The organism is Aquimarina addita (genome assembly GCF_039539305.1).
GTDB classification, from domain to species: domain Bacteria; phylum Bacteroidota; class Bacteroidia; order Flavobacteriales; family Flavobacteriaceae; genus Aquimarina; species Aquimarina addita.
Window position 1 is genome coordinate 16,632 of the sequence record NZ_BAABCW010000015.1, and the last position, 12,667, is coordinate 29,298.

Annotated in this window: 11 protein-coding genes; 4 read left to right on the forward strand and 7 right to left on the reverse strand. The window is 30.6% G+C overall.

What is annotated here, in order from left to right; all coding sequences use genetic code 11:
- Positions 1 to 4 precede the first annotated feature (4 nt).
- Positions 5 to 1,264, forward strand: coding sequence for a serine hydrolase (locus ABD816_RS16135; protein WP_344929141.1), 1,260 nt, complete (start codon positions 5 to 7; stop codon positions 1,262 to 1,264).
- A 123-nt stretch (positions 1,265 to 1,387) separates the two neighbouring features.
- Here the strand turns inward: ABD816_RS16135 and ABD816_RS16140 are convergent, their stop codons facing one another.
- Positions 1,388 to 2,350 (reverse strand): ROK family protein, encoded by a 963-nt coding sequence (locus ABD816_RS16140; protein ID WP_344929143.1) that lies wholly within the window; start codon positions 2,348 to 2,350, stop codon positions 1,388 to 1,390.
- Between the two features lie 404 nt (positions 2,351 to 2,754).
- Here ABD816_RS16140 and ABD816_RS16145 point away from each other — a divergent pair, with 404 nt between their 5' ends.
- The gene (locus ABD816_RS16145; RefSeq protein ID WP_344929145.1) at positions 2,755 to 3,303 is read left to right on the forward strand and encodes a mechanosensitive ion channel domain-containing protein; all 549 of its coding nucleotides are present in this window, start codon (positions 2,755 to 2,757) and stop codon (positions 3,301 to 3,303) included.
- 126 nt (positions 3,304 to 3,429) lie between these two features.
- Here ABD816_RS16145 and ABD816_RS16150 read toward each other — a convergent pair whose 3' ends face one another.
- The 3 genes from ABD816_RS16150 to ABD816_RS16160 all read right to left on the reverse strand — a co-directional run bounded on the left by ABD816_RS16150 (position 3,430) and on the right by ABD816_RS16160 (position 7,531).
- Entirely contained in the window at positions 3,430 to 3,597 is a 168-nt protein-coding gene (locus tag ABD816_RS16150) for a lmo0937 family membrane protein (RefSeq protein WP_344929146.1), read from the reverse strand.
- 153 nt (positions 3,598 to 3,750) lie between these two features.
- Entirely contained in the window at positions 3,751 to 6,603 is a 2,853-nt protein-coding gene (locus ABD816_RS16155) for an Npt1/Npt2 family nucleotide transporter (RefSeq protein WP_344929148.1), read from the reverse strand.
- A gap of 13 nt (positions 6,604 to 6,616) precedes the next feature.
- Positions 6,617 to 7,531 (reverse strand): serine hydrolase, encoded by a 915-nt coding sequence (locus tag ABD816_RS16160; protein WP_344929150.1) that lies wholly within the window; start codon positions 7,529 to 7,531, stop codon positions 6,617 to 6,619.
- A gap of 243 nt (positions 7,532 to 7,774) precedes the next feature.
- On the opposite strand from ABD816_RS16160, the gene ABD816_RS16165 reads away from it, so the two are divergent.
- Positions 7,775 to 9,343, forward strand: a complete 1,569-nt coding sequence (locus ABD816_RS16165; protein ID WP_344929152.1) for a DUF748 domain-containing protein — start codon at positions 7,775 to 7,777, stop codon at positions 9,341 to 9,343.
- Between the two features lie 3 nt (positions 9,344 to 9,346).
- Positions 9,347 to 10,435 carry a DUF748 domain-containing protein gene (locus ABD816_RS16170; RefSeq protein WP_344929155.1) on the forward strand — a complete coding sequence of 363 codons (1,089 nt, stop codon included), beginning with the start codon at positions 9,347 to 9,349 and terminating at the stop codon, positions 10,433 to 10,435.
- 62 nt (positions 10,436 to 10,497) lie between these two features.
- On the opposite strand, the gene ABD816_RS16175 is transcribed toward ABD816_RS16170, so the two are convergent.
- From ABD816_RS16175 to ABD816_RS16185, 3 genes are read right to left on the reverse strand one after another with little or no spacing between them, the layout of a single operon-like run.
- Complete coding sequence (locus tag ABD816_RS16175) at positions 10,498 to 10,899, reverse strand: DUF2452 domain-containing protein (RefSeq protein ID WP_344929157.1); 402 nt, start codon at positions 10,897 to 10,899, stop codon at positions 10,498 to 10,500.
- Positions 10,899 to 11,180: a TIGR03643 family protein gene (locus ABD816_RS16180; protein ID WP_344929159.1), complete on the reverse strand. Its 282-nt coding sequence runs from the start codon at positions 11,178 to 11,180 to the stop codon at positions 10,899 to 10,901. The genes ABD816_RS16175 and ABD816_RS16180 overlap by 1 nt, the downstream gene beginning before the upstream one ends.
- Before the next feature lies 1 nt (position 11,181).
- Entirely contained in the window at positions 11,182 to 12,666 is a 1,485-nt protein-coding gene (locus ABD816_RS16185) for a cryptochrome/deoxyribodipyrimidine photo-lyase family protein (RefSeq protein ID WP_344929161.1), read from the reverse strand.
- Position 12,667 lies beyond the last annotated feature (1 nt).

The window sequence follows — 12,667 nt, forward strand, 5'->3', positions numbered from 1 at the left end:
ATGTATGTATAAGATTTTACAAATTATTATGATTACTTGTATTTTCATTTCTTTTGGATTTACAATTACTTACCCTATCGATGGATACGAATCAACCGGGATTGCCCGATTGTACCAATTACAAAAAATGTATCAAGATAGTATTGAGAACAAAAGAATTCCTGAAGGAGGCTATAAAGGGGTTAATGATATACAACTAAATCTGTTATCAAGAAAAAATGATAGTGTATCCTCTCTTCTTAAGGAAGATGACGATTTTTCGAAAGAGATACGACGATATTTACCCGGAAGCGGATACTCTGCCACTGTATTAGATATGACTAATCCTGATAGTTTAAAATATGCAGCATATCGCGAAAATGCAGGATATCAGCCGGGAAGTGTAGGTAAAATTGCAGTGTTAACAGCATTGTTTACACAATTACAAAAATTATGTCCTGACTCCTGGGATGCAAGAACTGCTTTGTTACGTAATAAGAGAGTACAAGCAAGGTATTGGGGAACTGGCGATCATCACACTATTCCTATTTATGATATAAAATCGGATAAGCTAACAAGAAGAAGGGTGGTTGCAAGTGATGAATTTTCATTGTATGAATGGACAGATCACATGGTCTCTGTTAGTAATAATGGAGCAGCAAGTGTAGTATGGAGAGAGGCTTTATTAATGGCAGCTTTTGGCGAAAAGTATGAAGCACTAACAGAAGAAGCAGCAGAGGTATATTTTAAAGAAACACCAAGAGATTCTCTAACTAACCTTGCTAATATTGTAGTGAACCAACCATTAAGAGATCTTGGTATTACAGAAGACGAATGGAGGTTAGGAAGTTTTTTTACTTCAGCTTCTAATAAATATGTAGGCGATAAAGGAGGAAGTATAGGCACCCCAGCAGGATTGATGAAATATTTTGTACAATTAGAGCAAGGTACTATTATCGATGAAAAATCAAGCTTAGAAATGAAACGCTTACTGTATATGACAGACAGAAGAATTCGATATGCCAAATCACCTAGATTAGATGAAGCATCAGTATATTTTAAATCCGGAAGTTTCTACAAATGTGACCGTGAAAAAGATCCCGATTGTAAAAGCTACGCTGGTAATGTATTTAATTATATGAATTCTGTAATTATTGTTGAACAACCCAGTGGCGCAAAATACATAGTTTGCTTAATGACCAATGTATTGAACAAAAATTCTGCTGGAGCACATATGTATATTGCAGGAAAAATTGATGAAATTATTAATCCCATAGAGAGTTAGTGATAATCAACTAAGAACAAATTGCAATAGTACCTAACTGCATATCCTTTCTTGTATGGAGGTAATTCTGATTGAATGATTTTCTTAACAAAAAATTTAATTTACCGTAGCAAGCACTTTTTATTACTTTTTAAAATCTTCCCAAATAAGTGCTGCTGCGCCTAAAATTGCTGCATTTTTACCAATCATACCAGAAGGTAATACTTTTACTTTTCCTTTATAAATTTCCAATAAATGTTTTTCCAAATATTTTTTTGTAGGTTCAAAAATCCAAGAACCACTATTAGCAAGTCCCCCCATTAAAAAAAAAGCCTCTGGTTGAGTAAATGCAGTGAAATTAGCAAGTGCAAAGCCTAAGATTCTACCTGTATATTCAAATGCTTTAAGTGCAATAGGATCCCCTTCTTCTGCTGCCTTCATAATATCTTCTCCGTGAAGGTCATCATAAGAAAAAGATCTAAACTTACTATCGTCCATATATTTACATAACATGTACAATATAGTACGTTTCAGACCAGTAGAAGAAACGTAGGCTTCTAATCCTCCTTTGATACCCAGACCTGTTAATCGACCATCTCCTAGGGTAAGATCCGTATGCCCTAATTCTCCTGCGAATCCATCAAAACCTTCAATTAATTGACCATTAGCTACAATACCACTGCCGAATCCGGTACCTAAGGTGACTACAATAAAATCTTTCATTTCTTTGGCATGACCAAATAGCATTTCACCTAGTGCCGCAGCACTGGCATCGTTCATAATTTTTGCCGGAAGATCTATTAATTTTTTTAATTCGTCCAAAAAAGGAACAATACCTTTCCACACTAAATTAGGAGCATGCTCAATAGTACCTCTTCTGCTCGATGCATTAGGAGCTCCGATACCTATACCTACTAATGTATAGCCTGGTATTGGCAATTGAGTATGCAACTCTTTAATTGTATTAACAATATGTAATAAGTAGGCATTCAGATCAAAATATTCTCTAGTATAAAAATCTGTTTGTACAAGATTATTACCATCTTTATCTACTAAACCTATTTTAGTTTTTGTCCCTCCAATATCAATACCTGCGACAACTTTCATTTGTATCTTTTTAATAATAGTGCATAAGTTATTAATAAAAAGAATGCAGAGCGTAACTATTCAATTTTTTAACCGTATTTATTATTATAAAGTAAGAATGGTTTGGCTAATACTACTGTATTCTATTATAATTGCTAAGATGAGCTAATCATAGAGTAATTAGCTGTTTTTTCAAAAAATATATTATTTAATCTCTTCAAAGAGAAAGTATGTAAAATATTTTGTGTCCAAAAACCAACTTAGTTTCAAAATATTAATTGGCAGATTTAAAAAAACTGAAAACAACTATTTTAAATTCTCCAATCACAAAGTCAATCTAAAAAATAATACTTTTTTTAATAAAAATTTTGCTCTTTTGTATATAAATTTAAAATAGTTTTGCGATTTAATAAAATTAGAATGAAATGATTATTTATCAAAAAGAATTGCTGTATACATTGATATTAATTGGATTAATGATTGTTATTATTTTAATTACTAAAAATGCGATCAAAAGATTTAGTTTCGTAAAATCAATAGAAATAAATAGACGAAAAGTAATTTCTAACTTGAGCTATCTTTTTATTTATATTTTAACAGGATCTTGTCTGGCTATAATATGGGGAGTAGATCATAAGCAATTTGTTGTGTTTATTTCGTCTGTTTTAGCTGTATTGGGGGTTGGTTTTTTTGCACAATGGTCTATTTTATCAAACCTCACTGCCAGTGTTATCTTATTTTTTAGCCATCCTGTTAGAATAGGTGATCGTATAAGAATTATGGATAAAGATTTTGACTGGACAGGTGTGGTCAAAGATATTACAGGTTTTTATCTTTTTATGAAAACTGATGACAACAGAAATATTACATTACCTAATTCTTTAGTCATACAAAAAGGAATAGAAATTTTAGATAAACAAGTGAATAAAAAAGCAATACATGCATCAGATACGATTTTATATGATGAAAATTAAAAACTATTATTTAAAAGCTTAGAAGTGTTCCAAACAATAAACCTCACCTATTATATAGATGAGGTTAATTATTTAGAATAATCTCAAAACAAAAATGAGATTCCTATTTTAATTTTCTGAGTAATATTATAATGGTTTTCTACCAGATATAATGTTATACAATATTACTATTACAGCAATTACTAATAAAATATGAATTAAGCCGCCAGTAGCGATTCCCGGGACAATCCCAAGTAAACCTAATAACCAAATCACTATACAAATAACGGCAACAAGCCAAAGAATACCTTTCATAATTAATGTTTTTTATTGATTTACAGCAAGGTATTTGAATAATATTACTTTTATTAACTCAATCAGTACAAATTATATTTCATTTACAAGTAATGAAGAAAAAGTAACAAGATGAAACAGAATCATATTATAACAAAACTGTTTTATTATTACCTACACTGCAATCTTACTCTTAATTAAGGAAAATAAAGCTTGTTTTACTGCGTCCTGTACTTCTATGTTTTTATGCTTTTTGTATGGTATTAATAGTTTAGCATAGTCAGAATCCCCCGTATATCTCATCACTTTTATTGTTGCCAATTTAATTTTCTTGCCTCTATTTTTCATAAGTAATGTCAAGCATCTCTTTTCAGATATGTGAAGAAATTCGGATCGTTTGATAAACTCATTATCTGTCTCTAGAATATGATATTCTATAAGAGGCAGTAATGTACTTTTTAATTTAATTTGTAATAAATTATCCAAAAATTCTATAGCATTCATCTGTGCCTCTCTGGAATCGCTCTTAATTCCATAATACACAAACTCCATATCTGTCTTATCATATTTAAGGCTTAATAATCTAAAAATACACTCTAAACACTGGTCTAATTGAGAATTGAGGATTTCTATCAATTGTTCTCTAGCCATAGACAATGAAGTACTGGTATCTATTAACATCTCATCTTGAAGTTTTGACGAATCTAACTTTAATTGTAAAGTTGCTATAGAACTAATTGTCTTTTTATAAAATTCACTTTCTTTAAAAATTCGATTATTAATTTTACGTTGATTAAATACTAATGATGAATTACCTCGTTTTAGGGTACTCAATGACTTAGAAGCTTGTAATCGGATTAACACATCTTTACTTGTTAATAATCGAAACAACATTTTAACTGATGTTTGGGTTTTAAAAACCTCGATTACTTTCGGAATATATTTACGTACTTTATCTGATATATTTTCTTCACGATCATATTTAAAAATAGTTCTTGTAATCTCTTCACCATAATTTTTAAGTGCTTTGATCACCGTTTTTCGATATTGCTTAAATTCTAAAAAATCCACAAGTACTTCTACAAATTGTTCATCTTTTGTAATACCAGCAGCTTTAATAGCACTCATTACCACATAAGAATCAGGGTGTTCCAGATATTGCCAGATTACAGAATAAAACTTTGGTTTACCTGAATAAGCTATGGTTATTAAAACTTCACCTATTTCTTGTTTTCTAAAATCCGATTTAGATTCTTGTAACGAAGCTATAATGGATTCTATTCTTGTTATTAAATTATATTTAACTCCAATTTTCTGATTCGTATGTGACTCTTTTGCCAGGCATAATAAGGCTGCATTCGCAATATAATCTGTTTCGTGATCAAGATATGTGTTAAAAATATCGGTATCTTTTAGATTAGTGTGTAGTACTAAATACTCCATCGCAACCAGAACAAAAGTATCATCTGGGATATGAAGCATGGATTGTACTTTATCCGATGCGGTTCCTTTATCATATCTATATAGTTGGCGAACCGCAGCTGCTTTTATCTTTATAGAAGAATGATCCAATAATTGCAATATATATTGCTTTAAAGGCTTCATTTTAAAATGATCCAATCGATCCATCAAAACAAGAATTTCATCATCATTACCAGAAGTTAAAATTCTAATAGAAGAATCCAGTGTCGTTTCTTTTTTAAAATCCTTCATAGCATCAGGTGTAAAAGAAACTGACTTTTGAAGATTAGAACGGAAAGAATTAAAATAAGTTTCTCTTAATTTATATATCAGTAAAATCCAGACAAATAAAAATAAAAGGATAATAACTGTAATATAGGAAGTACTCAAATCTAACTTCCTGATGATAAAGATTAATAAGAACCCTGCAATACCTGTAGCAATGCTATCTACTACTACATCAATAAATGATTTAGCTTGATTTTTAAGTAAAAATGGAATAGGTAAGATTGACAATTCAGTAGCTGCCTTATTAATTGATTGTTTAAAGCTCCCATCCATTCCTTTTATAATAATAAGAACCCAAAGTTCTGGAAAGGTGAGAAATACCAAACAACCAAAAGCAATTCCTAGTGGCAACACTAACAACGTAGAAGTTACACCAAGAACTCCTAAAATTCTATTGGTTAAAAATAATTGGATAAGTAAGGCTATAACATTGAAACTAGAAAACCAAAAACCAAAGAAAGAGGCTAATTCATCAGAATCTAAAATTGCTTTGTGCGCAAAATCACTGAATTGAAAATCTACAAGCTTGGCAATAATAACGCTTATACCAACAATTAAGGCAAGGTTAGAAAGATGCCTTGATTTGACAATAATTTTAAAAGAAGATTCTCCTGAGTTTTTAAGCGTTTCTTTACGTTGTTTTCTCACATAAGTATTCAATTTACTAACCCGCATCCCCCATACCTTATGCAAAATAGGGATACAGCATAAAATTAAGATCGCTGCAATTAAAATTAGAAAACGGTTTCCGATTAGTGATGCTAGAATTGAGGTTAGATATCCACCAAAAACACCTCCAGCAATGGCACCTGCACCTATAAATCCAAACAATCGTTTTGCTTCTCTGGCATTGTAAACGAGGTTTGCCAATATCCAAAATTGAGAGGTTGCCAATACCGCAAATAAAGCTACATTAATATAAAAAAAATAGAGCACCCAATTATTTAAAATAGAAAAGAACATGAGCGCACTTAAAGCAGTAAAACTTATACTAAAGCCTATTAACGTAAAAACAGCAACTGTCTTAATTGAAAAATTACGAATAATACCATTATAAAAATAGGAACTGATAATGGCTACGAGCGCTACAATTAAATACCCATAGGGTAAATGATCAGCACCTAGCTTAGAAAGAAATAATGCATTAATAGTAGGTTTTACAATTAATAAAACCGTTATAATCAAAAAGATATACATTTGCATTAATAACGAGATGAATATTTCACCATCTCGTATATCAAATGTCTGTTTAAAAAAACTACGTAATTTCTGATACATGCAGTCTAATATACTATCTGCTGGTCAATGTATAGGACTTTTTTAAAACTTTTTCTAATGGTATTACTAAATCTCGAATAATCTGTTCACCATAACTATCATCAATCAAAGCAACTAATATATATTTTCTTTTAGGTCCCCAAACAAGAATAGAGTCAGAATGAAAATTTTTCCAAGAACCTGATTTTCTAAATAACTTTGCATTTGGTGCAATTTTATCTAGTGTATTCACAAATTTATGATGTAAAGCAGGATCTTTCATTATTTTAAGCATCTGCGCAGAACGTTCTGTACTTACCAGATTACCCATGGCTAATTGATAATAGAAGCTACAAACTTGTAAAGTAGTTGCTGCATGGCTTAGTCCTTTCATAGGTTCTGGATATCTTCTTCCACCAGCGGCATAGCGTTTTCCGACCCAAAGTCCTCCTCCTACTTCTTCATCGTACAATTTATGTTTAGGACCTCTTAAGACAGACTCAATTTTTTCATATCCCAGTCGATCTATCATTCTGGTAGACGCCTTATTATCAGATTTACTAATCATTAAACGTAAATCTTTTAAAACTTCCTTAGACTCAGATAACTCTCCCGTCTCAAACGCATCCATTGCAGCTAGTAGTATTGCAATTTTGGGTAAACTTGCCGCATACATCATGAAATTATCATTGAGTCCTGCATATTTTACAAATCGTTCATCGCTCAAATCCACTAAGCCAACTGACATTTTTTTCTTATCAACCAGTGCTTTCCACTGCGGATTTTTATCTATCTCCACCTCTAAAAATTTTTGAAGATTTTGATCTTCTAATTCTTTTAAAGGAACGATCTCTTCGGGACAAGAAATAGGTAAAGCTTCCTGAGCAAAAAGCAGGAAAGGAAATATTAAAAAAGAAATACTTACATAGGTAATTATATATTTTGTCATTTTAATATTATAACCGTTGAAATTCATTATTCAAAATTAAAAAGCATAAAATTATGTGAAAACATCTAAAACTAAAAATTAATTGAAAGAAAAATCTTATAAATCGACTTATAATCATCAACTCGTACTTTCTCCCTATTTTAGTATTTAAAGCTAGATCTTTATCATTACAGCACCTATAACGTATTTAACTTCTATATATTTGAACTATAATATTATATTTTAAATAGTTATAGCTCTTATATGAGGAATAAAGCATCTAAACATACTAATTGGATAAAATATCTGATTTTAACTGCTGTTTTCCTATTACTTTTATTTATTGGAGCTCATTATGTTATAAAAAAAAGCATCCATAATTTTATCTCCACCAATTTACCGAAAAATATTGAAATAGAATACGATGATCTGGATCTTAATCTATTAAATACTTCTGTTAGTTTACATCAGGTCATTATTGAATTTTCGAATACTATATCTGAAACTCACACAAAAGTATCCATTGAAGAAATAGAAACATCAGGTTTTAGCTACTGGGACTATTTCATAAATAAGAAATTACGGGTATCTTCTCTATTTATAGATACTCCACTAATCCATTATTCACCTCACTTAGTTAGCAAAAAAAATCCACAAGATTCGACTAAGAGTTCTTTTACCAATACAATCGATATTAATAATATTAACATTAATAATGGAAGTTTTACAATTTTAGACAATGATAAAAATGCTATTCATTTACATCTTGAGCATTTTGATCTAACCTTGAATAATACTAAAATAAACAAAAATACAATTCACAATAAGATACCTCTCTATTTTGAAAATGTATCGCTAGATGCTAAAAATTTAGCTCTAAATACCAGCAGATTTGAAAAAATGACGGTCCGAAATATTAATTTAGATAAGAAAAAATTAAAATTAGATTCGCTATTGTTGGTTTCTAAATATAGTAAAACAGTATTATCTAAAAAATTAACTACAGAAAGAGACCACGTTACCTTATCGATTCCCATAATACAATTACAAAATTTTGATATTGGCCTTCTTAATAATCATTTTTCTATCAGTGCTTCTTCCGGTAGTTTATTAAACCCTTCTGCAAATTTTTATAGAGATAAGTTAGTTCAGGATAATGAAAATTACAGACCATTATACAGTGAAATGTTACGGAAACTAAACTTCAACTTAGATATTGAAAATTTAAATATTAAAAATGGTTTTGTAGGATATCAGGAAAAAATTGATGATGCTGTACAACCAGAAATGATTACTTTTAATCAAATAGAAGGTCAGCTTAATAATATTTCGAATTTAGGAAAGAAAAAAACAAACATTTCATTAACGGCTAAATTAATGAACAGTACTCCTTTACAATTAGATTGGGAGTTTGATGTACTTAATAAAGAAAGTGAATTTTTGATTAGTGGATCTTTACATCAATTAAACGCATCAACATTAAATCCTTTTCTTACTTCTAATGCAAGAGCAAAAGCAAAAGGAATTGTAGAGAATTTATATTTTACTATAAGCGGAACAAATTATGCATCTAGGGGAGATATAAAAATGAAATACGACGATTTTGAATTCATTATTTTACACAAAGATCGCTTGCATATTAATAAGACCCTTTCTAAAATAGGAAATCTTTTTATTAATGACGGTTCTAAAAGTGATGCAGATGGATATCGATATGGTACTATAAGCGTAGAAAGAGAATTAAATAAGTCTTTTTTTAATTACTTATGGATTAATTTGCAGGATGGTATTTTAAATACGGTTGCTGGCAATGGTAAAAAAGATAAAAACTAAGTTATGAGCACAAAAAGAAAAATATATAAAAAGAAAAGATATATCATACCTGTATTTATTATTCTGACATTACTTGTCATAAGGATTATGCTTCCTACTATTGTAAAAAAATATGTTAATCAGGTATTAGCAGATATCCCTGGGTATTATGGGCAAATTGAGAGCATTGATATTGGTTTAATTAGAGGCGCATATGTTATCAATGGACTGTATCTGAATAAGGTAAATGCTGGTACGCAAGTTCCTTTTATTAACTTAGCAGAAACGGATATTTCTATAGAGTGGAAATCCATTTTTAAAGGTAAGATAGTAAGTGAAATTATCTTAAAAAAACCAGAAATTATTTATGTTTTTGAAGATCAACAGAAAGAAACAGAAAATGAAGCAGAGGTAGAAGATTGGACAAAAGCGCTTACAGATTTAGTCCCCATAGAAATAAACACACTAACTATTTATAATGGTAAAATAGCATTTGTTGAAGTTACCGCAGAACCTACTATTGATTTACATCTAAATGGAATAGAACTTACAGCAACTAATTTAAGAAACGTTGTAGAAAAGGAACAAAAGTTACCTTCTACCCTACAAGCTACAGCTACATCGATTGGAAACGGAAGTGTGAAATTAGATGGAAAATTAAACTTACTTAAACAAATACCGGATATGGATATTTCATTTGCATTAGAAAATGCTAACGCAAAAGCTTTAAATGATTTTACTAATCACTACGCCGGTATTGATTTTGATAAAGGCAATTTTAATCTTTATAGTGAAATTGCAATAGCAGATAGCTATATGAAAGGATATATGAAACCTTTATTAAAGGATGCCAAACTAATAGGTAAAGATGATGGATTTCTAAAAACCCTATGGGAAGGTTTTGTAGGCTTTTTCAAATTCATTTTAAAGAATCAAAAAAATAATACCTTAGCTACAAAGGTACCACTGGAAGGAGATCTAAGTAATGTTAAGACAAAAATCTGGCCTTCTATCACCAATATTTTTAAAAATGCATGGATTCAAGCATTTAAAAATGTTGTGGATGATGATATAGAATTTGAAGATATAAAATCATCAGAAAAGTCAAAATAGTTTTATCATTAAAAGAGATTATTCTAAAATAAAAAACTTATTAATAAATAATTAGACCAAACCTAGTTAAGTCGCTCCCACATTTTATCTGCATTTAATCTAAAGGTTCCTAAATGATCAAAATTACATTCTGAAGGGGACAAAATTGATAGAAATGGTTGTTTATTTTTGTTTCTATATAAGTTATAGATTTCTCCTACGATAGGTTCAAAACTAAATTTTGCGTTATATACTAAATCATTATACTCGTATTGTTCTATCAACAGATCATACTGTTTTTTTAACTCTTCATATTTTGCCTTGACCTGTTTATTGACTTTATGAATATTCGTGTTTTTCCAGGCTATAGTATCTGGTATAGTGATCACCGGAGCTCCTGTATCCGTAGCATATGGTTTCAATGCCGCATCATAGCGCTGCTCTTGTTCATTATAAACAACCTGATCTGGTTTTTTAGTACTCATTAGTTTCGTTTTGATATTTTGTTATGGGTTATCTGCCGCTGGCGGGTACATTTAAACCTACCATCATCAAACACCCTTTTCTTTAGGTGTTTTGTTTTTCTACCTTGCACTCGTTTACGCCACATTTTAAAACTAGAAAGTTTCATCTCTCTTCTCATAAGATCAATTACTTCCTGTTCTTTTAAACCAAACTGCATTTTGATCGCATCAAATGTAGTACGATCTTCCCAAGCCATTTCAATAATTCTATCGATTTCTCTTATAGAAAATTCTTTCTTCATATTACTCTAGTTTTTTTCGATTAGGTAAAGTATGCTTTTTTAAAATCCGATAACTTTCTTCCTTTACTAATGGATCATCCTTCATATCCCACAATGTATCGCTTGCTTTTTTGCGAGTTTTATTCATATCTACAATAGGATAAGGGTAATCCTTACCTAGCACTACGTTTGTAAATTGCTGTTCCATAGGTGGCATTTTATACGGTTCATGTATATATGCTACCGGTACATTCTGTAATTCTGGTATCCATTGTTTGATAAACTCTCCTTGTGGATCATGCTCAATACTATTTTTTATTGGATTATAAATTCGTAACATATTAATTCCTGTTTCTCCTGCTTGCATTTGCAATTGAGGAAAATGAATTCCTGGCTCAAAATCCAAAAACAGACCAGATAAATGTGCGCTAGCTTCCTGCCATGGCTGCCATAAATTATGCGTAAAAAAAGATACAACCATAGCACGCATTCTAAAGTTGATATATCCTGTCTCCTCTAAGCAACGCATACAAGCATCTACTAATGGATATCCTGTCTGTCCGTTTTTCCAAGCGGTTTGATATGTATTTGAAATTTGTTTTTTAAGTTTACGGTACCCTTTATTAATACTTTTAAACTCCATAATATCTTCCATTTCAAATTTTTGAACAAAATGTACTTGCCAATGTAATCTGGAAACAAAAGCATCAATCTGCTTCTTACTTGTCGACTTCTCACGCTCTTTCATCGCATATTGCCAAATCTGTCTGATAGAAAGGTTACCCCATGCTATGTAAGGTGATAGACGACTACATCCCTTGCGGGCTAGTTGAGGCTTAGAAATATAAAAACTGTAATTTTTATAACGTCCTTCAAAAAAAGAAGCTAAATATTTTTTAGCCATGGTCGTTCCACCGTGTTGAAAATTTTTATTTTCTATAGTTGTCAGATCAACAGTATTAAAGACTTTTTCTAATTCAGCTATTTTTTCAATTGAAATAAAACTATCAGGATTAGGGGTAAAATCTAATAAAGCTTGTTCCATATAAAGATTACAATCTTCTTTCCAGGTTTCCCTGTTTTTTAATCCTCTCCGAATACCGTTATTAGGATTTTCATTCCAAGTAATTAAGTTATTTTTACAGTATCTCGCAAAACCTTTATCTCTTTCATAAGTTATCCTCAAACCTGTTTCCTGATGAGAAAACACTTGTTCAATTTTCCAAAACTGTTGTAAGGTACTTATCGTTTGTATAACTTCTGATGCTACACACAATATTTTTGTATTATATGGTAGAAGTTGCTCATTTAAATCTTGCAGAGATTGCTTAATAAAATTCCAATGGCGTTGACTATAGTGTCTATCTTCTTGTAATGAATTTTCAAAAACATACAATAATAATGTTGGCGAACCTGAAGCTACTGCATCAAAAATAGCTTCGTTATCTTCCAGTCGAAGATCACGTTTAAACCATACAATATTTACATGTTCTTTAGCAAGTTCCATT